Raw genomic sequence first — 22,924 nt, 5'->3', positions numbered from 1 at the left:
TCACGCATGGCTGACAAGAATTTTCTGATTGAACTGGGTACGGAAGAGCTGCCACCAAAAGCCTTGCGCACCCTGGCAGAAGCCTTTGCCGAAAACTTTACGGCGGAACTGAACGCGGCTGAATTAGCCTTTGACCATATCAAATGGTACGCCGCACCACGCCGGCTGGCTCTGAAAGTCACCGCACTGGCAGAAGGCCAGGCTGATAAGGTGGTCGAGAAGCGCGGTCCTGCGATCAGCGTTGCTTTCGATGCTGACGGTAACCCGACCAAAGCCGCTCAGGGCTGGGCGCGCGGTAACGGCATTACTGTCGAGCAGGCTGAACGCCTGCAGACAGACAAAGGCGAATGGTTACTGTACAAAGAAGCCGTCAAAGGCAAAGCCGCAACCGAACTGCTGTGCGAACTGGCAGCGGCGGCACTGGCAAAACTGCCTATCCCGAAACCTATGCGCTGGGGCGATAAAGAGACACAATTTATCCGCCCGGTAAAAACTCTGGTCATGCTACTTAATGACGAGCTGATCCCCGGCACGATTCTGGGTGTGGAATCAGCGCGTACCATTCGTGGCCACCGTTTTATGGGTGAAGCAGAGTTCAGCATTGAACATGCAGATCAGTACCCTGCTATCCTGGAAGAGCGCGGTAAAGTGATCGCTGACTACGACACCCGTAAAGCGCATATCATTGCCGGTGCCAAAGAAGCCGCCATTGCCGTTGGCGGCACCGCCGATCTGGAAGACGAGCTGGTAGAAGAAGTCACCTCTCTGGTCGAGTGGCCGGTTGTTCTGACCGCCTCTTTTGAAGAAGAATTCCTGAACGTTCCGGCAGAAGCCCTGGTGTACACCATGAAAGGTGACCAGAAGTACTTCCCTGTCTATGACGCGGCAGGCAAGCTGCTGCCGAAATTTATCTTCGTCACTAACATAGTGTCGAAAGAGCCGCGCCACATTATCGAGGGGAACGAGAAAGTCGTCCGCCCTCGTCTGGCAGATGCTGAATTCTTCTTTAACACCGACCGTAAGCGCCCGCTGGTTGATCGCCTGCACGAGCTGGACAGCGTGCTGTTCCAGAAACAGCTGGGCAGCCTGCGTGACAAAACAGATCGTATTACCGCGATGTCCGGTTACATCGCTCAGCAAATTGGTGCTGATATAGAGCACGCAGAGCGTGCTGGCCTGCTGTCAAAATGCGATCTGATGACATCCATGGTCTTCGAGTTTACCGATACTCAGGGCGTAATGGGCATGCACTATGCGCGGCTTGACGGTGAGCACGAAGATGTTGCAGTGGCGCTCAACGAGCAATACATGCCACGTTTTGCCGGCGACAGCCTGCCGGGCTCCGATGTCGCAGCGGCGGTTGCACTGGCTGACAAAATGGACACCCTGGTAGGTATCTTCGGTATCGGCCAGCACCCTAAAGGTGCCAACGACCCATTCGCGCTGCGCCGAGCTGCTCTGGGTGCCCTGCGCATCATGGTAGAAAAAGGCTATCAGCTGGATCTGGTCGATATGATTGCCAAAGCCAAAGCGCTGTTTGGCCATAAGCTGACGAACCATAACGTAGAAGCCGATGTGATTGATTTCATGCTGGGCCGCTTCCGTGCCTGGTATCAGGATGAAGGCCACACGGTTGATGTGATTCAGGCCGTTTTGGCCCGTCGCCCGACCTCACCGGCTGACTTTGATAAGCGCGTTAAAGCGGTCAGCCATTTCCGCTCTCTGGACGCGGCGGAATCACTGGCTGCGGCCAATAAGCGTGTCGGCAATATCCTGGCGAAATTTGATGGTGAGTTACCTGCGGCAATCGACAGCCAGTTACTGGTTGAAGAAGCCGAAAAAGCTCTGGCGAAAAACGTGGAAGCAGTTACCGCTAAACTGACCCCTGTTTTTGCTGCCGGTGATTATCAGCAAGCCCTTTCAGAGCTGGCTACCCTGCGCGATTCAGTCGATGCCTTCTTCGACAACGTGATGGTAATGGCTGATGACCAAGCCCTGAAAGTGAACCGGCTGACAATGCTCAACCAGCTACGTAATCAGTTCCTAAAAGTGGCAGATATTTCACTGCTCCAGAACTGATAGCCATTAATGAGCGTCACAGGCTCTCTAGTCTGATCACAAAGCCCGCACCAGCGGGCTTTCTTTTACCTGCTTGTCCCGTCTTGTCAGGTCCTACTAGCTGCCAGCCAGAATCAGACACCTGACAGCCGGCTCGCTGCCACAGAGTGTTTCACGTGAAACGCCCAAGCCATACTGTCTGCTTTACCCGGCTAACCTTGAACCAGATGCAATGAAGACAGCGATGCATGATCCCAGGTCCAATGTTGTTCGGGGCTGACTCTAATTCCCCCAACCCAGTAAGCACTACACACGATCTTGCGCTGCTGTGACAGGCATAAGCTTCCCTGCTCAGTCAGACTGACAATCTGCTCCTGCCACGAAGCAGAACCGGGTGATGATTCAAGACAGATTAAAGGCTGACTGACTTGCAGCAACGGCTTGAGCAATACCCAGAACATCAGATCGCCCAAAAAGGGTAACGGCTCAAGCGCTTGATAGCCACGAAACAGATCGGCAACCGTCATCTTGCCCGATGCCGACAACACAGACAGTGCCAACGACTGAGTCAGGCTTAAGCCGGATTGCTGATGCGGCAGCTCCTGCAAATGACGGTGTATCACCTGCGCCATGTTTTCGAACTGGCTCAGCCAGGAGGCATTGAGCAAAGCAAGCAGCGCCGCAGGATCAGGGGAACAGAACCCCTGCCACAGTACTCTTGCTCTCTCCAAGGTAATGGCATCCACAGGCCGTCTGTGCTGCCAGAGCGATCTCAACCCTTCAGCGGGTAACTGGCCCAGCCCGATAAAACGGCTATTACCCGGAAAATGATTCACTTCTATGATCTCAAGCTGACGGCCAGCCACACCCGGCAGTGTCGCAACATGCGTCAGCAGACGTATCAGCATAAGTTGATCGTAATTATCGTGCTCGACCCAGAATACCAGCCGGTGATAATCAGGTTTTGCGAGCTGCGCTAGCTTGTCCGCCGTCTCAGTCAGGATGTCATCCGTCGTGCGCGGATCGCCGATTTCACTCAGTAAAGACTGCCGGATGTATTCAGCGCGTTCCCGTTCGAAATCGGGCGCTGAGCAAAGCGGCCCCATGCAGTAGGGATCAATAAATGGCAAGAAGTCACCATGAAAGCCCGCCAGCTCTAAGCGCTGTGCAATATCATGGCCGCAGCGAATGTGTAATGTGGTGAGATCCCTATCCAGCGCTTCACTACCCTGCGCCATTTGCTGTTTGTGATGCTCAAGCATTTCAGCATGGTGTTTCAAGCGGCTCCAGCTGGGTAGCCCACACTCCCTGGCCATCACGAATTGGATATCTGCCAGTTTAATATTGTCCGGATTGAGCTGTGCCTGTTTCGGATGTAGCTGCTTAACAGATTGCAAGGCATGGTGATCGCCGCGGCGTATGGCTTTCAGGCGATGCTTAGCCTGGGATTTGAGGTAGTTCAGGTTAAACGAAAATGCATTGTCTGAATTCATGATTTCCCCATTCTCTTTAGCTCCTGTGCTCGCCTGACAGAAGAGAAGGCAGAAATACGTTGTCGGCTGTGTTACAAAAGCCAGTGACCCTGGATACTATCCTTTCCGCGAGCAGGAGGCGCAGGCAGCGCCATTCAAGATTACAACACCCGGCCCATTATGCAAGCACCAACCGCGGGATCAACACACCTAAATATTCAGCATCGCACTCATCACTCACGACTCATCACCCTCCCATCTCGCACCATTGAGGGCCGTGTCGCCACCACAACGGTTCACCGGATAGCTTCATCTAAACTTAAAGTGACACGCCTGATTTACAACTGTGTTTCACGTGGAACATATGATGAACACTATGTGGGACTGCAGTGACTAAAGCCACTTTCACTGTATGTATCATTGTTGTATGTTGTCTGGCTCACCCACAAAAAAATCACAACAAGACACACACTGAGGTCGAAGCAAGATGGAGTTTTCTACATTCGGTAACAAGTTTGCCCGCTACTCAGGCATTACCCAATTAATGGATGATTTGAATGATGGCCTGCGTAATCCGGAAGCCATCATGCTAGGTGGCGGTAACCCGGCACAGATACCGGCTATGGTGGAGTACTTTACCCAGCTCAATAACAGTTTGAACCAAAGCGGCGAGCTGACAGCAGCCATGACAAACTATGATGGGCCGCAAGGGAAAAACACCTTTATTAATGCGCTGGCTGCCCTGCTGAGTGAACGTTACGGCTGGGATATCAGCAGCAAAAACATCAGCCTGACCAACGGTAGCCAAAGCGCCTTCTTCAGTTTGTTCAACCTGCTGGCTGGTGAATTTCCCGATGGCCGCCGCAAGAAAATCCTGCTACCGCTTGCGCCAGAATATATCGGCTACGGGGATGCCGGCGTCAGCCCGGATATGTTTATCTCTTATAGGCCGGAGATTAGCTTACTGGATAACGGCCAGTTCAAGTACAACGTCGATTTCAACGCCCTGACCCTAGATGACAGTGTGGGCGCTATCTGCGCGTCGCGGCCAACCAACCCGACCGGCAATGTCCTGACCGACGAAGAAATTCGTCATTTGGATCAGCTCGCTCAGCAGCACAACATCCCGTTAATCATAGATAATGCTTATGGCATGCCGTTCCCTGACATCATTTTTGAAGACGTCACTCCCTTTTGGAACCGCAACACTATCCTGTGCATGAGCCTCTCTAAACTGGGGTTACCCGGCGTGCGTTGCGGCATCGTTATTGCCAGTGAAGAGATCACCACAGCGCTGGCCAACATGAACGGTGTGCTCAGCCTGGCGCCGGGCAGTGTCGGCCCTGCAATTGCCAACAAGATGATTGAGCAAGGCGACTTATTGCGTTTGAGTGAAACTGTCATCAAACCTTACTATCACAAAAAATCGCAGCAGGCGGTGCAATGGCTGCAACAAGCCATTCCAGACCCGCGTTTTCGGATCCACAAACCGGAAGGTGCCATGTTCCTTTGGTTGTGGTTTAAAGAGCTGCCAATCACCACCATGGAACTGTACCGACGCCTGAAAGCACGAGGGGTACTGATAGTGCCCGGTGAATATTTTTTCATTGGTTTGGAACAAGACTGGCAACACGGCCATGAATGTTTGCGCATGAACTATGTGCAGGAAGATGAAAAGATGCAGCGCGGCATTGCTATCATTGCCGAAGAAATCGCAAAAGCCTATCAGCAAGGCTAACAGTGTCACTGAACCCAGCGTTGAAAGACAATTCACAGGGCATTCACTGCCCTGTTTGTTCATCTGAACCCAGACAGAGTCGTCTGCAAGCAGCACAATTTATGTCACAGATACAGGTGGCTCAGAGGGTTGTTTTGTATACGGATGGTAAACCATGGTGACAAACTGAGAATCTTCAGTGATCTTTTCAAACCCGAACCGCCGATATAAACCGCTCACTGGATTGCCTTGTAAATACATTAAGCAACAAGGTCGATGTGCTTTGTCAGACCAGGCAATCACTGCCCGTAGCACCGCACTGCCAATCCCCCGTCCCTGCCATTGCGGTAAAAGAAAGAAACGGCTGAAATAACTTTGAGGGAGATCGCGACTGTCTTGTTCGGTATTCGAATGACATTCGGGCGCAATCATTTCCAGTAACACACTGCCAATCGGAGTTCCGTCCATCAGAATCAACAAGGGTTTACAATCCTGCCACTCAGACAGATGCAGTTGGTACTGTAAGGTTTCATCCCATCCAAAGATCTGAGTGACAGCCTCTCGTTCTGCGGCTTTCTTTAATTTGAAAACAAAACGTTCATGGTGGTCTGCAGCCGTAACGAGGGACAATCCGTCAGGTGTATTCGCTGGCAACAACGGCTGCAGGCAGGCTGCACTGACACGCTGACGTTTCGGGTTTAATTGTGGTTTGGTTTCCTTACCCACACTTTTCTTCCTTCAAAATAGATCACAGCTTGAAGAGGATAATCCTAACCAAAGCGTCAATGAAGTATTGTTTCACGTGAAACCTTCATCATGAGATAGCACCTGTGTTTCACGTGAAACATAGCCTGCTTCTCATCAGGTTGGCTCACATATAAAAAAGGCCAGCCCACAGGCTGACCTTCCATACAGTACTTTCACAAGTCTTATTCAGCGGAATGACTCACCACCGAGTCTTCTTGCCCCAACAGACGTTGTCCGTTAATCGCAATGCGACGCGGTTTCTCTTCTTCTGGGACTTCCCGTTCCAGTTCGATGTGCAGCAAACCGTTTTCCATCGAGGCACCCACCACTTTTACGTGATCCGCTAACTGGAACTTGCGCTCGAAATCGCGCTCAGCAATGCCCTGATACAGATAATGACGCTGTTCCTGGTTGTTGTCGGCATCAGCACGTTTACCCGTCACAATCAGGCGGTTTTGATGCTGACTGATGTCCATCTGGGCTTCAGAAAAACCGGCCACCGCCATGGTAATACGGTAGTGGTTTTCATCCTGCTGCTCTATGTTGTATGGAGGATATCCGCCATTGCTGTTATTGAGGTTTTGCTCCATCTGGTTGAACAGACGGTCGAAACCAATGGCAGAACGGTACAGAGGAGTAAAATCTAAGGTACGCATAATCACTATCCTTCTATGAAGCAATACTATTACGAAAGTCAGTCATGAAGCGGGTTTTCCTCGTGGACAAACCTGTGAAGGCCCAGTGTCTGGCACCTCCTGCTTCACCAATAGATATAAGGGCATCTGAATTGGCTTCAAGGGAGAATTGAAAAAAAATTGTCGGGGCCGGTTCACAACGACAGCTCGCCCCTAGACAAGGACAAGGAAGATGACAAGGTGTCAGGCCAGCAACTGACGACGGTATTCGCCCGGTGCCTGCCCTGTCCAGCGCTTGAACGCGCGGTGAAAATTGGCATCGCTGGCAAAGCCCACCAAATAGCCAATTTCACTTAAGGAGAAATCCTGCCGGCGCATATAGTTAAGCGCCAAGGTTTTGCGGCTGTGTTCCAGTATCTGCGTATAGCTGGTGCCAAGCTCGCTGAGTTTACGCTGCAAATTACGCACACTCATCCCTAACGCAGCAGCCACTTGGGTTTGGCTCGGTGCGCCCAGTGAGAGCCGTTCAAGAATTTTGCACTTCACCTGGTGCACCAGATCGTGGCGATCGATACGAGCCAGAAATTCGTTGAGGATCTTTTCATGGCCTGTCCTTATCGTCGGGTTGCCACTGAGCAATGGCTGCCTGGCGGCACCACTGTCAAACGCCAGCAAATTACGCGCCTGACCAAAGCTGACCGGGCACTGGAAGAATGCGGTCAGGTAGTGCCCTTGATCTGCCGGCGGAGAAAACTGGAACGTGACATAAGCCGGTTTCAAATCGGCATCAACCACATCACGCGCAAAACTGACCACCATCGCCATAAAAGCTTCCAGCTCCTGGCGGCGCATCAGCACAGACTGTTCTTCATTCCTGGCCACCAAAGCGACATCCAGTACCAGAGTATCCGGGTTCTCGATTAATTGAAGATTACTGATGTCACAGACCACACTGTTGTAGGCGACAAGCTGCAACAGCGCCTCCTCCAGCGTATCCGCCGACATCATGGCGTAGCCCAGAATATGAAAAACACCGGGATGAAAATACCGTGCAATCTGAACAGTAAAATCCTGCTCGGGTAAAAAACGATTACAATAATCTATCAGTGCCGACAATTTACGGATTGAGACCCGCACTTCCTGGTTCTGCAGTTCACGGATGTCGAGACCGCACTCGTGCAGGGCCTGCTCCATATCCAGTCCGTAATGTTGCATCGCTTTCGCGATGGGGATCATCCAACTGCTCAGGGTCGAGTAATAGCCTTCCATCAATACTGCCCCGCTCTAATGCGGTTTGCCTCCCAGAAATGTCATCACAGCTGCCGATTGCGCAGATCAACAATAAATTGGCGTGAACAGACATAGCCAAACATGGCTGCTCGTATAAAGTCCATGTTAAGGCGATGTTAATAGCATTGACGGGGAATGTCGAATGCCATGCTCGCCAAACCCATAGCAGATCAACAGGACACTCTGAACCCTTCTAACCAAAGAGAGCCGAATATGGAACCTTTCAACCCAGCCACCAGCCAGGATACTCACACAGTAGTGAACCAGCCAAAACCCTTAGAACACTACAATACATATGACTCTGACAGCATATTGAAATATTGGGTAGCCCGGTTTTCCGGGGACTGGGCAAACAGCCGATTGTCGAGTTTTGGTCATCATATTGGCCATGAATTGCAGGAAGCCGGTTTTCTGGCCAATAAACATTTACCGGAATTTCAGCCCCATAACCGCTTCGGGTACCGGGTTGATCAGGTCGATTACCATCCGGCTTACCACCAGCTCATGGCGCACGCGATCGAAAACGGCCATACCAGCCTGCCGTGGACACAGCCCAAAGCCGGTGCCCACGTTGCCCGGGCGGCACTGGCCTTTATGCACAACCAGGCCGATCCCGGCTCCGGCTGCCCGCTGACCATGACCTTTGCCTGTGTGCCAGCCCTGCAGCACCAGCCTGACGTTGCAGCACTCTGGCTGCCGAAAATCACAGCCACTGTGTATGACGGCACTAACAAGCCCTATTTCGACAAAGCCGGGGTCACCATAGGCATGGCGATGACAGAAAAACAGGGCGGCTCGGATGTCCGGGCGAACAGCACACGGGCAACCCCGGTCGCTGACGCCGGGCCGGGTAAACTCTACAGCCTGGTCGGTCACAAATGGTTCTGCTCCGCACCTATGTGCGATGCATTTCTGGTCCTGGCCAAAACCGGCGAGACACTGTCCTGCTTTCTGGTGCCACGCTGGCGCGAAGACGGCAGTAAAAACCCGATGCAAATTCAACGCTTGAAAAACAAGCTGGGCAATAAATCCAATGCCAGCTCTGAAATCGAGTTTCGCGGCGCGCACGGTTGGCTGCTTGGCGAGGAAGGCCGCGGTATCCGTACCATCATAGACATGGTTGCCCTCACCCGCTTCGACTGCATGATAGGCTCCAGTGCACTGATGGCCCAGGCCGCCAAAGAAGCGATCTGGCATACCTCAGGCCGCAGCGTCTTCGGCCGCAATCTTCATGACCAGCCATTGATGATCAATGTGCTGGCTGATCTGGCACTGGAAGCAGAAGCGGCACTGGCGATCACCATGCGCATTGCTCATGCGCTGGATAACAGCAAGGACAACACACAAGCAGCCCTGATCCGCAGTGCAACGGCCATCGGTAAATACTGGATCTGCAAGCGGGCGATTCAGCATACCGCCGAGGCCATGGAGTGTATTGGCGGCGTGGGCTATGTCGAAGAGAACATTGCCAGCCGGCTGTATCGCGAAGCGCCGGTCAATTCGATCTGGGAAGGCTCAGGCAATGTGCAGTGCCTCGACCTGCTGCGCGTGCTGCAGCGTGAACCCGATACCTTCAGCGCCCTGTTTGCCGAATTTGACCAGGCACAAGGTAAGCACCCGCTGTTCGACCGCAAGCTGGCACAACTGAAAGCCGAATTTGCCAGCACGGAAAACATTGAGCTCCGTGCCCGGCAAATGATGGAGCAGCTGGCGCTGATCTGGCAGGCCGCGACTCTGTTCAGCTATGGCGAACCTCACATTGCCGAGGCCTTCACCCAGGCGCGCTTATCCGATCATTATTTCCAGTTCGGCACTCTGCCGGCAGACATTGATGCCAAATCCATCGTGGAACGGGCACTGGCCAAAATCTGAACCACCCACCCTATAACAATAAGCCTCCGTCAAGACGCGGAGGCACCCCCTGAACGGAACAAGAAGAGAGCACATCATGGATGCATACCAATACCTGAACAGCTTTACCAACCTGGCGGATTTTCTGGAAGACGGTTTTGCCCGCTATACAGATAACCCGGCCTTTAACTGTCTGGGGCAGACCCTGACCTACAGCGATATTGAGCAGCGCTCGCGGCATCTGGCGCAGTGGCTGCAGCACCAGAGCGGGCTGCAGGCCGGTGATCGCATTGCCATTCAGCTGCCTAACATTATTCAGTATCCGATTGCCGCCTATGCCGCGATCCGCGCCGGACTGGTAGTGGTTAATACCAACCCGCTCTACACGCCCAGGGAAATGCAGCACCAGTTCAGTGATGCCGGTGTGAAAGCACTGATTATTCTGGAAGATTTATTACCCAAGTATGAAGCCATCCGCGAGCAGGTTCCGGTGGAAAACGTCCTGGTGACCGCAGCAACAGATCTGCTGACAAACAGTGCCGAGGCAGGTCATCAGTACATTGCCTTTAACACAGCGATCGCCAGCGGCAAAGAACAAGCTGCCCTGCGCCCGAATACGGCCGGCACGGATGACATTGCCGTGCTGCAATACACAGGGGGCACAACCGGGGTGGCTAAAGGGGCTTGCCTGAGCCATGGCAACATTCTGGCCAATGCCGCGCAGATGAGTCACCGCATTCTGCAAAAAGGGACCCCGGGCGAGGAAAGTTTTATCTGTCCGCTGCCGCTCTACCACATCTATGCCTTTACGGTGAACATGATGGGACTATTCTATCTGGGCGCGCAAAACGTGCTGATCCCGAACCCGAGGGACATAGAAGGCTTCATCAACACCCTGCAAACGAATCGCTTCAGCGGTTTTGCCGGTATCAACACCCTGTTTGTCGGCTTATGCCAGCACCCGGAATTCAGAAAACTGGATTTCAGCTCCCTGAAAATTACCTTTTCCGGCGGCGCAGCCCTGACAGGCAAAGCGTTCGAGCTGTGGCAATCCATCACTGGCTGCACCATCACCGAGGGCTGGGGGCTGACAGAAACCTCGCCGGTATCGACACTCAACAACTTCGACTGCGAACAAATCAACAGTGTCGGAGTGCCGCTGATTAACACTGTGGTTGAAGTCTGGGACGAGAATAACCGGCCGCTGCCTCAGGGCGAAGTGGGCGAACTGGTGATCAAAGGCCCGCAGGTTATGCAGGGTTACTGGCAGCGTCCGGATGAAACCGCCAAAGTGCTGGTAGACGGTTTCGTCAAAACCGGCGACCTGGGTTTCATTGCGCCAGATGGTTACATCAAGATAGTCGATAGACTCAAAGACATGATCATAGTGTCCGGCTTTAATGTATACCCAAACGAGATTGAAGAAGTGCTGTGTCGCCATGAACACATTGTCGAAGCGGCTGTGGTGGGTGAAGCGGATGAGAAAACCGGCGAAGCGGTGCACGCGCACATCACCACTTCCGCCCGGTTAGACCAAGCCGACATCATCGCCTTCTGCCGCGAACACCTGACGGGCTACAAGGTGCCCAAACATGTTTCCGTTCATCAGGAATTACCCAAATCCACTGTCGGTAAAATTCTGCGCCGTGAACTGCGCACGGCCTGATTAAGGGGATAACCAGCATAAAAAAACGCCGCTCGGTGATGAGCGGCGTTCTTATATCAGTACACGGTTATTATCAGCAACTGACGGCGGACTGGTTACACGTCCAGGTTCGCATTCAGGGCATTCTCTTCAATGAACTGGCGACGCGGTTCGACGTGATCGCCCATCAGAGTAGTGAACAGCTCATCAGCTGCGACTGCATCATTGATAGTGACCTGCATCATGCGACGCGAATTCGGATCCATGGTGGTTTCCCACAGCTGATCCGGGTTCATCTCACCCAGTCCTTTGTAACGCTGACGGCTCAGACCACGGGTCGAGTCTTTAATCAGCCACTCAAGCGCTGTCTTAAAGCTGTCAACCGGCTGCTTACGCTCTCCGCGCTGGACATAGGCTGTCTCTTCCAGCAGATCGCACAGTGCTTCAGACAAGTCAGCCAGCTTAGCGTACTCTTTCGAGTGCAGCAGATCGTAGCTCAGCGGATACTGGTAGTCGACACCGTGGGTACGCACAACAATCTTAGGCAGCCAGGCGTTATGTTCCGGGTCCTGGAACACTTCATAACCGTAGTGGCTTTCACCGGTTTGCTTGCTGTTCAGGGCGTCAACCACCCCTTTGACCCAGGCTTCCACCTGCGACTGATCCGCCAGTTTGTCTTCACCCAGACGCGGCTGGTAAGTCAGCTCATTGAGCAGCAATGTCGGGTAACGACGGCTCATCCGCTCGATCAGTTTCACCGCGCCATTGTATTGCTTGACCAAGGTTTCCAGTGCCAGACCCGAAATGGCCGGTGCACTGTCGCTGGTGAACAAAGAAGCATTTTCCAGCGCCAGGGCTACCTGGAACTGGTTCATGTCTTCATCATCTTTAATGTACTGCTCTTGTTTGCCTTTCTTCACTTTGTACAGTGGCGGCTGGGCAATGTAGATGTGACCACGTTCAATCAGCTCAGGCATCTGACGGTAGAAGAAAGTCAGCAGCAGCGTACGGATGTGCGAACCATCGACGTCGGCATCTGTCATGATGATAATGCTGTGGTAACGCAGTTTGTCCGGGTTGTACTCGTCGCGGCCGATACCGCAGCCCATGGCCGTGATCAGCGTAGCAACTTCCTGTGACGACAGCATTTTGTCGAAACGGGCTTTTTCTACGTTCAGGATCTTACCTTTCAGCGGCAGAATCGCCTGATTTTTACGGTTTCGGCCTTGCTTGGCGGAACCACCGGCCGAGTCACCCTCCACTATGTAGAGTTCAGACAGTGCCGGGTCTTTTTCCTGGCAATCGGCCAGTTTGCCTGGCAGGCCGGCTAAATCGAGTGCGCCTTTACGGCGGGTCATTTCACGGGCACGACGCGCCGCTTCACGGGCACGGGAGGCGTCAATAATCTTGCCGCAGACAATCTTGGCGTCAGCCGGGTTTTCCAGCAGGTACTCGCTCAGCTTCTCACCCATGGCCGATTCAACAGCAGGTTTCACTTCGCTTGAAACCAGCTTATCTTTGGTCTGGCTGGAGAATTTAGGATCCGGCACTTTCACCGACACCACAGCGGTCAGACCTTCACGGGCATCGTCACCAGAAGTCGCCACTTTGGCTTTCTTGGTGTAGCCCTCGGCATCCATGAAATTGTTCAGGGTACGGGTCAACGCACCACGGAAACCGGCAAGGTGGCTACCACCATCGCGTTGCGGGATGTTGTTGGTGAAGCAGTAAATATTTTCCTGGAAGCTGTCGTTCCACTGCATCGCCACTTCAACAGAAATGCCGTCTTCACGTTCAAACGCAAAGTGGAAGGCTTTCGGGTGGATAGGCGTTTTATTACGGTTAAGGTGCTCAACGAACGCACGGATACCACCTTCATACATAAAGTGGTCTTGCTTGCCGTCACGCTCATCGCTCAACTTGATAGAGACACCTGAGTTCAGGAAAGACAATTCGCGCAGACGCTTTGCCAGAATCTCATAATGGAAAGTGGTATCGGTGAAGATGGTATCACTTGGCCAGAAGCGGATTCGGGTACCGGTACGATCCGAGTCGCCCACCACACCCAGCGGTGCCTGAGGTTCACCCAGGTGATAAATCTGTTGGTGAATATGACCGTGGCGATGAATAGTCAGTTCCAGTTTGTCAGACAGGGCGTTCACGACCGACACACCTACCCCGTGCAGACCGCCGGACACTTTATAGGAGTTATCGTCGAACTTACCGCCGGCGTGCAGGACTGTCATGATAACTTCAGCGGCGGACACCCCTTCTTCCGGGTGCATGTCTGTCGGGATACCACGACCATCATCGCTGACAGAGACCGAGCCATCCTCATGAATCGTGACTACGATATCTTCACAGTGACCAGCAAGAGCTTCGTCGATAGAGTTATCGACGACCTCAAAAACCATGTGGTGCAAACCTGTACCGTCATCCGTATCGCCGATGTACATACCCGGACGCTTACGTACCGCATCAAGACCCTTTAATACCTTGATACTTGATGAATCGTAATTGTTGGACATTGAGTTACTCTCGCTTTAATTATCTTGCGGTTATTTTACCCTGTTCGACATGAAACATCTTGCCCTTTTCGGCCTTCATATCGCCCAGTTGCTCCTCGCTGATGGCACTGATGACCACCTGAGCCTGAGTATCGTGTAATCCCTTTGCCAGCAGGGCGCGTTTGCTGCTGTCGAGCTCTGAGGCAAAGTCGTCAATCAGGTAAAGACACTGCTTGCCTGTTGCCTGACGAAGCTGCTGACCCTGTGCCAATCGCAGCGCACACATCAGTAATTTAAGCTGACCGCGGGACAGGACATCGTCCACAGGCATAGCCGACACCTTGAGCCGCAGATCCGCTTTATTGGGGCCGCTGACGGTATAACCGAGCTGCATATCGCGCTCAAAGTTGGCGGCCAGCAGCTCGCTGTAAGGGGTCGTTTTTTCCCAGCCACGGTAGTAGCCGAGCTGAATATCGTATTCCGGCAGAAAATCACCACAGAAGGCGGTGGCCTGCTCACGCAGGGCATCAATGTAATCACGGCGCCAGCCGTCAATCACTTCCGCCAGTTGGGCCAGTTCCTGATCCCAGTAGCTGAGTTCACGGTAGCTGCGCGCGGTTTTCAGCAGCGCATTACGCTGCCTGGTCAGCCGTTTTACCCGGCTCCAGGCCTGATAAAAACGTGGTTCCACGTGAAACACCCCCCAATCGATAAACGCACGACGGAATTTGGGGCCGCCCACCATCAGCTCAAAGCCTTCCGGGGTGATCAGCTGCAGCGGCAGAATCTGCGCCAGCTGTGCTACTTTCTGGCCAGTCTGGCCGGCTATTTTAACCTGAGTCGTACCATCCCGCTGCTTTCTGATCCCCAGCGGTCGCTCCAGATCACCTTTCAGTGTGCTGTCCGCATGCACCCGGCCATGCAGTACCAGTTCATCCTGACCATGGCGGATAATCCGGCTGGTCAGGTGGCTGCGAAAGGAGCGGCCATGGCCGAGAAAATAGATGGCTTCCAGCAAACTGGTTTTACCGCTGCCATTGGCACCGACCAGAAAATTGAAACCCTCCGAGAAGGTGAGATCACAGGCCTCAAGATTACGAAAATCTTTAACAATGAATCGCGTTAACGCCATAGGTTACAGCCGGATCGGCATAACCACGTACAGCGCATCACTGTCAGCGACATCTTCAATCAGGGTACTGGCTGTCGCGTCCGTCATCGAAATCCGCACCTGATCGCATTTCAGGGTATTGAGCACATCCAGGATGTAGCTGACATTAAAGCCAATCTCCAGCTCGTCGCCCTGGAAGTCGACATCCAGCACTTCTTCCGCTTCTTCCTGTTCAGGGTTGTTGGCAGTGATCCGCATTTCATTGTTGATCAGATTCACGCGCACGCCGCGGAATTTCTCATTCGATAAAATGGCGGCACGGGAAAAGGCCTGGCGCAGTTCCTCACAGCTGGCCTGCAGAAACTTGCTGCTGTTTTGCGGCAACACGCGGCGATAATCCGGAAAACGGCCGTCAACCAGCTTGGAAGTGAAGGTGAAATTGTTGACCACAGCCCGCAGGTTAGACTGGCCAATCTGCAGCACGACCTCGGCATCCGGGCTGTCTAACAGACGCATTAACTCCATCACCCCTTTACGCGGCAGGATAATTTGCTTGCCCGGCATGTCAGTCTCGGTATCGACAGTACAGACCGCCATACGGTGCCCGTCGGTCGCCACCGAGCGCAGCTGTTTGCCATCGGTTTCCATCAGCATACCGTTCAGGTAGTAACGCACATCCTGATTGGCCATGGAAAACTGGGTACTTTCGATCAACTGGCGTAACTGACCCTGCGCCAGATGCAGTTCCACATCGCTTTGCCAGTCTTCAATATTGGGAAAGTCACTGGCCGGTAAAGTCGTCAGTGAGTAACGACTACGGCCAGAGCGCAGCAGCAGCCTGTCACCCTGCAATTCAATCTTAAGTTGCGCACTGTCTGGCAGTCCGCGGCAGATATCGAGAAATTTGCGGGCAGGTACAGTGGTCGCCCCCGGTTCCCAGTCACCGTCCAGTGCCAGACCGGCCACCAGCTCCACTTCCAGATCGGTAGCCGTCAGAGACAGCTTGCCCGCATCTACCTGCAGTAACAGGTTGCCGAGGATAGGCAGCGCCGGACGGCCACCCAGTGCACCGTTTACCTGCTGCAGAGGTTTAATGAGATGTTCTCGTTCAACGGAAAATTTCATATTACGACGACAATGTCCTGATCAGGTTAGAGTAATCTTCTTTAATATCATGGCTTTCTTCACGCAGCTGTTCGATTTTACGACACGCGTGAAGCACAGTGGTATGGTCGCGGCCGCCAAACGCATCACCGATTTCCGGCAGGCTGTGGTTGGTCAGCTCTTTGGCCAGCGCCATCGCCATCTGACGAGGGCGGGCCACCGAACGGGAACGGCGCTTGGAGAGCATATCAGCCATCTTGATTTTATAGTACTCGGCCACTGTCTTTTGAATGTTATCAATAGTGACCAGCTTTTCCTGCAGCGCCAGCAAGTCACGCAGCGCTTCGCGGACAAAATCAATCGTAATCGCCCGGCCGGTAAAGTTGGCGTTGGCAATCACCCGGTTCAGTGCCCCTTCCAGCTCACGCACGTTCGAGCGCAGGCGCTTGGCAATAAAGAAGGCCACTTCATCGGCCAGGCGAATATTGTGGTCTTCAGCCTTTTTCATCAGGATAGCCACCCGGGTTTCCAGTTCAGGCGGCTCAATGGCCACTGTCAGCCCCCAGCCAAAGCGGGATTTCAGGCGATCTTCCACCCCGCTGATTTCACGCGGGTAGCGGTCTGAGGTCAGGATAATCTGTTGGTTCCCTTCCAGCAGGGCATTGAAGGTGTGGAAAAATTCTTCCTGCGAGCGCTCTTTATTGGCAAAGAACTGGATATCATCGATCAGCAGGGCATCGACGCTGCGGTAGTAACGTTTAAATTCTTCAATCGCATTGTTCTGCAGGGCTTTTACCATGTCCTGAACAAAACGTTCAGAATGCATGTAGACCACTTTGGCATTCGGTTTGCGATCTGCAATGGCGTTACCCACAGCATGCAGCAAGTGGGTTTTACCCAGGCCGGTACCACCATAAAGAAACAGCGGGTTGTACGCCGCTCCCGGGTTATCCGCCACCTGGCGACAGGCGGCCAGCCCGAGCTGGTTCGATTTACCTTCCACAAAATTGTTGAAGTTATGTTTCGGGTTAACATTGGAGCGGTAACCCTTTTGCGATTCCGGCTGCACCGGCGACGGTGCGGGTTCCCAAGTTGGTGACGGCGGATCGATCTTATTCCCGCTCACCACAGCAGCGGGCTGAGGCGGCGGCACAGTCACAGGTTTGCTGCCCACTTCAAAACGCAGCATTGGGGTATCGGCACCGCAGAATTCATTTAACAGGCGGTTGATACTATTGAGGTACTTATCCCGTACCCAGTCCAACACAAATCGGTTCGGGGCGAACAAGGTCAAGGTGTTGTCGTTTAACTCGGCCTGTAGCGGACGAACCCACATGCTGAATTCCGTGGCAGGGAGTTCTTCCTGAAGGCGTTGAAGGCACTGCAGCCAAAGCGAAGATGACAAGTTCGACTCCACATTGAATAACGAAAATACGAAAAGGGACGCAATTTTATACCTGCTGGCTTAGGATCTCCAGCAAAGAGATCCCAGATCCAGTGAATAAGATCTAAGTTATTCACACAGATCCCACAACCAAAGGCCAGATCAGCACAGTTTAGCCTAGCCTTACCCACAGTTATTTGCACAATCAACAGGATCTTGAGGATAAAAACAGCAGCTTGCCGGTCAAAACACTATTATTTCAGGTCTTATATAAGCGGTAGCCGCTTTTACCGGCACAAAGTTTTCCGCTTTGCCGGGTAATAGCCCTATAGTTATTACAAATAACTTTTGGTTATTTAAGCATTGTTCTTACTGACAAGTAGGATGATAGGAATCACCCTACAAAAACAACATCATCTCAGGAGCAGACAGATGAAAAACTGGGTTAAAGCTTCATTAACCGCGCTTACACTTGGTCTGAGCGTCAGCCAGGCAGCGATTGCTGCTACTGACGTTAAAGTCGGCATGTCTGGCCGCTACTTCCCGTTCACTTTCGTGAAACAAGATCAGCTGCAGGGCTTTGAAGTCGATCTGTGGAATGAAATCGGTAAACGCAACGATTACAAAGTGGAATATGTCACCGCGAACTTCTCCGGTCTGTTTGGCTTGCTGGAAACCGGCCGTATTGACACCATTTCCAACCAGATCACTATTACCGATGAGCGTAAAGCCAAATACGTATTCAGCGACCCTTATGTGATTGACGGCGCGCAACTGGTGGTCCGTAAAGGTAACGAAAACATCAAGAGCACAGACGATCTGAACGGTAAAACCGTAGGCGTGAATCTGGGCTCTAACTACGAGCAACTGCTGCGTGGCTTGGATAATGCCGACGAGATTACGATCAAAACCTATGACACAGGTATTGAACACGATGTCGCGCTGGGCCGTACTGACGCCTTCGTGATGGACCGTTTGTCTTCTGTTGAACTGATCAATAAAGCAGGCTTGCCGCTGCAGCTGGCGGGAGCGACTTTTGAGCGCATCGAAAATGCATGGCCTTTCCAGAACAACGAAAAAGGCCAGCAACTGCGTGACCAGGTCAACCAAGCGCTGAATGCCATGCGTGAAGACGGTACACTGACCGAAATCTCACAAAAATGGTTCGGTACTGACATTACCCGCTAATTGACAGTAATTAATCCTGCCATTTCAGGTCACCATCCTTATACTAATACGTAATATCAAGACTCACCTTTAGGGTGGGTCTTGTCACTTTCGTTATCAATACTCCACGGAACACGCATCCATATGGGCTTCGATTTTGAATACATGCTGTCACTCATGCCTATTTTGCTCAAATATCTGGGCACAACCATGGGCATGGCGGTATGGGGACTGGTTTTTGCGCTGGTGATCTCCGTTACTCTGGCCTTGGTTCGGGTCTACCGGTTACCCGTACTGGATCAGCTCAGCCAGATTTATATCAGCTTCTTTCGCGGCACACCTTTGCTGGTACAACTGTTTTTGCTCTACTACGGCTTGCCGCAAATCTTTCCTCCGCTGGTCGGCCTGGATGCGTTCAGTGCTGCCGTGATAGGACTCAGCCTGCACTTTGCCGCCTACATGGCGGAAAGCATCCGCGCCGCCATCATAGGTGTCGACCACAGCCAGCGCGAAGCCAGCCTGTCTATCGGTATGACTGAAATGCAGGCCATGCGCCGTATCATACTGCCACAGGCGACCCGGGTCGCCCTGCCGTCACTGATGAACTACTTCATTGACATGATCAAATCCACCTCGCTGGCATTTACCTTAGGGGTCGCCGAGATCATGGCCAAGGCACAGATGGAAGCCTCCTCCAGTTTCAAATTCTTCGAAGCTTTCCTGGCCGTCGCCCTGATTTACTGGGGGATAGTGGTGGTGCTGACCCGGATACAAAACTGGGCAGAAGTAAAACTTAACAGGGCATACGTACGATGATTGAGCTGCATAACCTCAGTAAACGCTTCGGTGACAACACCATTTTCTCAGGGATTGACCTGTCGATCAGTCAGGGCGAAATCGTGGTGATCATCGGCCCGTCCGGTACAGGGAAATCCACCCTGCTGCGCTGTATCAATTTTCTCGAACACGCCAACACTGGCCATATGACCATAGACGGCATCCATGTTGAAGCCCCAGTAGCAACCAAAAAAGACATACTGGCCATTCGGCGCAAAACCGGCTTTGTGTTCCAGAACTATGCCCTGTTTGCCCATATGACGGCACGTCAGAACATCGCCGAAGGTCTGATCACGGTCAAAGGCTGGGATAAGCAGGCCGCCAACGACAAAGCCCAGCAAATTCTCGATGACATAGGGCTGGGTGAAAAAGGTGACAGCTACCCGGCAGCGCTGTCCGGCGGCCAGCAACAACGGGTCGGGATCGGCCGGGCCATGGCGCTGGAAGCCGAGCTGCTGTTGTTTGATGAACCGACCTCCGCGCTGGACCCGGAATGGGTCGGCGAAGTGCTTAACCTGATGAAAATGCTGGCAACACGTAACCAGACCATGCTGGTGGTGACCCATGAGATGCAGTTTGCCCGAGAAGTGGCAGACCGGGTGATCTTTATGGCCGACGGCGAGTTTGTCGAACAGGGATCTCCGCAGGCGATCTTCAGCCATCCGCAGGATCCGCGTCTGAAAAAGTTCCTGCGCCAGGTCGGGATCCAGTAAGGATCCTTGCACTCCGCCAAACAAAACGTATAATTCAGCGCCCGGGTGCATCCTGACAAAAACAGGATAAAAACCGACCCACAGGCAGGGGGTAAAGATTGACTCCGAGCGGGTCAGTGATTACAATTCCGCCTCTTTGTGGACGTAATGGGTTTTTTGAAGCCCTTCCAGGGGTCCTTCGGGCAACCGGTTAACACAAAAACTTAAAACTGATCAGTAATTTTAAGGTAAAACCATGAAACGCACTTTTCAACCTTCAGTTCTAAAGCGCAAGCGTAGCCACGGCTTCCGTGCTCGCATGGCAACTAAGAACGGTCGCGCTGTAATCAATGCACGTCGCGCCAAAGGCCGCAAGCGTCTGTCTAAGTAATCATTGCGATTATTTTGACTAAGTACGCTTTTTCTCGGGAGTTACGTCTGTTAACTCCCGAAGATTATAAACATGTCTTCCAGCAAGCTCACAGTGCTGGCTCTCCTCACTTCACCATTCTGGCCCGCAACAACGACCTGAACCATCCACGGCTCGGTCTGGCAGTCCCTAAAAAACAAATCAAAACCGCGGTAGGCCGCAATCGGTTTAAACGCCTGGCACGGGAACGTTTCCGTCTCAAGCAACATGATCTGCCTGCTAAAGACTTTGTGGTGATTGCTAAAAAAAGTGCCAGTGAAATGAGCAACGCCGATCTGTGTAAGTTGCTTGATAAGCTATGGCATCGCCTGTCTCGCCCCTCGCGTGGCTAGTCGTAGGACTAGTCCGCTTTTACCAACTGGCAATCAGCCCGCTGATCGGGCCACGTTGTCGTTTCACCCCGACCTGCTCCCAGTATGCGATTGAAGCACTAAAAACTCATGGGGCAATAAAAGGTTGTTGGTTCACGGCGAAACGTCTATTAAGATGTCACCCTTTGAACAACGGTGGCTACGACCCCGTTCCGCCAACCCAGGATAACGACAGAGAACATTAACGATGGATTCCCAACGCAATATTCTGTTAATTGCCCTGCTGTTCGTGTCTTTTCTTCTGTTTCAACAGTGGAATACCGACACCAGCACGCAACCTCAGAACCAGACAGCTGCGCAAAGCGCGACGACCCAGGGCGATGTCCCGTCACACAGTGGCGAGAGTCAGACAATCCCAGGGCCTAGCAGTTCCGACAAGCTGATCCACATCCGCACCGATGTGCTGGATCTGACTGTTGATACTCTGGGTGGTGACATAGTTGAAGCCAGACTGCTGGCCTACGACAACGAACTGGACTCCAGCGATCCCTTCGTGCTGCTGAAAAACGAACCGGCGCACCAGTACATTGCCCAGTCAGGTCTGATCGGCGCCAATGGTATCGACTCTACCGCCGGCCGTGCCCAACTAACAGCAGCAGGCACTGACTTTGTACTGGCCGATGGTCAGGACGAACTTAAAGTGCCACTGACCTACAGCAAAGACGGTATCGAGTACACCAAGACCTTCACCCTGACCCGTGACAGTTACGCGGTGGACGTGTCCTACACCATCAACAACCAGTCTGACGCACCTGCCACAGTGCAGATGTACGCCCAGCTGAAGCAAACCCTGCTCGATGACGGCGGCAGCCTGACCATGCCGACTTACCGCGGTGGTGCTTACTCGGCTGACGACGAGAAATACAAAAAGTACAGCTTTGATGACATGGCCGATAAGAACCTGAACCTGAGCATGGAACAGGGTTGGGCAGCCATGATGCAGCATTACTTTGTCTCGGCGTGGATCCCGCGTACCGATGACACCAGTAACCTGTTCTCCCGCACCAGCCAGGGCCAGGGTTACATTGGTGTCCGCCTGCCAAGTGCCACTGTGGCACCGGGTGCCGAGCAGACGCTGACGGCGACCTTGTGGTCTGGTCCTAAACTGCAGGACAAGCTGGAAGCAACGGCACCGAATCTGAATCTGACCGCCGATTACGGCTGGCTATGGTTCATTGCCAGCCCGCTGCACAAACTGCTGTCGATTATCCATGATTTCGTGGCTAACTGGGGTATCGCCATCATCATCCTGACGTTTATCGTCCGTGGTGTGATGTTCCCGCTGACCAAAGCCCAATACACCTCCATGGCCAAAATGCGCATGCTGCAGCCAAAACTGCAGGCGATGCGTGAGCGCTTCGGCGACGACCGCCAGCGCATGAGCCAGGAAATGATGGAGATGTACAAGAAAGAGAAAGTGAACCCGCTGGGTGGCTGTCTGCCGTTAATCCTGCAGATGCCAATCTTCATCGCCCTGTACTGGGCACTGATGGAATCAGTGGAACTGCGTCATGCTCCTTTCTTCGGCTGGATTCATGACCTGTCAGCGCAGGACCCGTACTACGTGCTGCCTATCCTGATGGGTGTCACTATGTTCCTGATCCAGAAGATGAGCCCGACCACAGTGACCGATCCTATGCAGCAGAAGATCATGACCTTCATGCCTGTGCTGTTCACCGGTTTCTTCCTGTTCTTCCCGGCAGGTCTGGTACTCTACTGGCTGGTGTCGAATATCGTCACCCTGATTCAGCAGTACATCATCTTCAAACAACTGGAGAAGAAAGGCCTGCACAGCAAAAAAGCGTAAGCCTGCTTCTGACTATAAAGATGACAAGGCGGCCTGTATGGCCGCCTTTTTGTTGCCCGCTCGCAGAGTTGGCTATCCTGATCAACACTGATTACAATA

Annotated in this window: 19 protein-coding genes; 11 read left to right on the top strand and 8 right to left on the bottom strand. The window is 52.9% G+C overall.

The features are described 5' to 3' along the window. The first annotated feature begins 6 nt into the window (after window positions 1-6). On the top strand, window positions 7-2,079 hold the full coding sequence (gene glyS, locus L6J37_RS18835; protein WP_192017660.1) for a glycine--tRNA ligase subunit beta: 2,073 nt from the start codon (window positions 7-9) through the stop codon (window positions 2,077-2,079). 191 nt (window positions 2,080-2,270) lie between these two features. Here the strand turns inward: glyS and L6J37_RS18830 are convergent, their stop codons facing one another. Then, complete coding sequence (locus L6J37_RS18830) at window positions 2,271-3,551, bottom strand: DUF1835 domain-containing protein (protein WP_237796199.1); 1,281 nt, start codon at window positions 3,549-3,551, stop codon at window positions 2,271-2,273. Between the two features lie 466 nt (window positions 3,552-4,017). Between L6J37_RS18830 and L6J37_RS18825 the strand changes: the two genes are divergently transcribed. Further along, on the top strand, window positions 4,018-5,268 hold the full coding sequence (locus L6J37_RS18825) for a valine--pyruvate transaminase (RefSeq protein WP_237796198.1): 1,251 nt from the start codon (window positions 4,018-4,020) through the stop codon (window positions 5,266-5,268). Window positions 5,269-5,367: 99 nt separating this feature from the next. Here L6J37_RS18825 and L6J37_RS18820 read toward each other — a convergent pair whose 3' ends face one another. The 3 genes from L6J37_RS18820 to L6J37_RS18810 all read right to left on the bottom strand — a co-directional run bounded on the left by L6J37_RS18820 (window position 5,368) and on the right by L6J37_RS18810 (window position 7,898). Then, a complete protein-coding gene (locus L6J37_RS18820; RefSeq protein WP_330872809.1) occupies window positions 5,368-5,973 on the bottom strand; it encodes a GNAT family N-acetyltransferase in 606 nt (201 codons plus the stop codon). Between the two features lie 203 nt (window positions 5,974-6,176). Further along, entirely contained in the window at window positions 6,177-6,650 is a 474-nt protein-coding gene (gene ibpA, locus L6J37_RS18815; RefSeq protein ID WP_192017657.1) for a small heat shock chaperone IbpA, read from the bottom strand. A 222-nt stretch (window positions 6,651-6,872) separates the two neighbouring features. Beyond that, on the bottom strand, window positions 6,873-7,898 hold the full coding sequence (locus tag L6J37_RS18810; protein ID WP_237796197.1) for an AraC family transcriptional regulator: 1,026 nt from the start codon (window positions 7,896-7,898) through the stop codon (window positions 6,873-6,875). Between the two features lie 234 nt (window positions 7,899-8,132). Here L6J37_RS18810 and L6J37_RS18805 point away from each other — a divergent pair, with 234 nt between their 5' ends. Both L6J37_RS18805 and L6J37_RS18800 read left to right on the top strand, forming a co-directional pair. After that, window positions 8,133-9,791 (top strand): acyl-CoA dehydrogenase family protein, encoded by a 1,659-nt coding sequence (locus tag L6J37_RS18805; RefSeq protein WP_237796196.1) that lies wholly within the window; start codon window positions 8,133-8,135, stop codon window positions 9,789-9,791. 76 nt (window positions 9,792-9,867) lie between these two features. Further along, entirely contained in the window at window positions 9,868-11,436 is a 1,569-nt protein-coding gene (locus tag L6J37_RS18800) for an AMP-binding protein (RefSeq protein WP_237796195.1), read from the top strand. A 95-nt stretch (window positions 11,437-11,531) separates the two neighbouring features. On the opposite strand, the gene gyrB is transcribed toward L6J37_RS18800, so the two are convergent. The 4 genes from gyrB to dnaA are packed head-to-tail and all read right to left on the bottom strand — an operon-like array spanning window position 11,532 to window position 17,542. Continuing rightward, window positions 11,532-13,943, bottom strand: a complete 2,412-nt coding sequence (gyrB, locus tag L6J37_RS18795; RefSeq protein WP_192017653.1) for a DNA topoisomerase (ATP-hydrolyzing) subunit B — start codon at window positions 13,941-13,943, stop codon at window positions 11,532-11,534. 19 nt (window positions 13,944-13,962) lie between these two features. Next, window positions 13,963-15,054 carry a DNA replication/repair protein RecF gene (recF, locus tag L6J37_RS18790; RefSeq protein WP_237796193.1) on the bottom strand — a complete coding sequence of 364 codons (1,092 nt, stop codon included), beginning with the start codon at window positions 15,052-15,054 and terminating at the stop codon, window positions 13,963-13,965. 3 nt (window positions 15,055-15,057) lie between these two features. Further along, entirely contained in the window at window positions 15,058-16,158 is a 1,101-nt protein-coding gene (gene dnaN / locus L6J37_RS18785; RefSeq protein ID WP_192017651.1) for a DNA polymerase III subunit beta, read from the bottom strand. 1 nt (window position 16,159) lies between these two features. After that, window positions 16,160-17,542 carry a chromosomal replication initiator protein DnaA gene (dnaA, locus tag L6J37_RS18780; RefSeq protein ID WP_192017650.1) on the bottom strand — a complete coding sequence of 461 codons (1,383 nt, stop codon included), beginning with the start codon at window positions 17,540-17,542 and terminating at the stop codon, window positions 16,160-16,162. Between the two features lie 411 nt (window positions 17,543-17,953). Here dnaA and L6J37_RS18775 point away from each other — a divergent pair, with 411 nt between their 5' ends. The 7 genes from L6J37_RS18775 (at window position 17,954) to yidC (ending at window position 22,825) form a co-directional block, all read left to right on the top strand. Then, the gene (locus L6J37_RS18775; RefSeq protein WP_192017649.1) at window positions 17,954-18,709 is read left to right on the top strand and encodes an amino acid ABC transporter substrate-binding protein; all 756 of its coding nucleotides are present in this window, start codon (window positions 17,954-17,956) and stop codon (window positions 18,707-18,709) included. Between the two features lie 123 nt (window positions 18,710-18,832). Continuing rightward, on the top strand, window positions 18,833-19,504 hold the full coding sequence (locus L6J37_RS18770) for an amino acid ABC transporter permease (RefSeq protein ID WP_218386731.1): 672 nt from the start codon (window positions 18,833-18,835) through the stop codon (window positions 19,502-19,504). After that, window positions 19,501-20,238 (top strand): amino acid ABC transporter ATP-binding protein, encoded by a 738-nt coding sequence (locus L6J37_RS18765; protein ID WP_192017647.1) that lies wholly within the window; start codon window positions 19,501-19,503, stop codon window positions 20,236-20,238. Before L6J37_RS18770 ends, L6J37_RS18765 begins: the two co-directional genes overlap by 4 nt. A gap of 235 nt (window positions 20,239-20,473) precedes the next feature. Beyond that, window positions 20,474-20,608: a 50S ribosomal protein L34 gene (gene rpmH / locus L6J37_RS18760; RefSeq protein ID WP_075762025.1), complete on the top strand. Its 135-nt coding sequence runs from the start codon at window positions 20,474-20,476 to the stop codon at window positions 20,606-20,608. 14 nt (window positions 20,609-20,622) lie between these two features. Then, the gene (gene rnpA, locus L6J37_RS18755) at window positions 20,623-20,979 is read left to right on the top strand and encodes a ribonuclease P protein component (protein WP_027251744.1); all 357 of its coding nucleotides are present in this window, start codon (window positions 20,623-20,625) and stop codon (window positions 20,977-20,979) included. Continuing rightward, entirely contained in the window at window positions 20,946-21,203 is a 258-nt protein-coding gene (gene yidD / locus L6J37_RS18750; protein ID WP_081669217.1) for a membrane protein insertion efficiency factor YidD, read from the top strand. The genes rnpA and yidD overlap by 34 nt, the downstream gene beginning before the upstream one ends. A 2-nt stretch (window positions 21,204-21,205) precedes the next feature. Continuing rightward, a complete protein-coding gene (yidC, locus tag L6J37_RS18745) occupies window positions 21,206-22,825 on the top strand; it encodes a membrane protein insertase YidC (protein ID WP_192017646.1) in 1,620 nt (539 codons plus the stop codon). Window positions 22,826-22,924 lie beyond the last annotated feature (99 nt).

The organism is Photobacterium sp. WH77, assembly GCF_022014395.1.
GTDB classification, from domain to species: Bacteria; Pseudomonadota; Gammaproteobacteria; order Enterobacterales; family Vibrionaceae; genus Photobacterium; species Photobacterium arenosum.
This window is presented reverse-complemented; position numbering and strand designations above follow the sequence as displayed.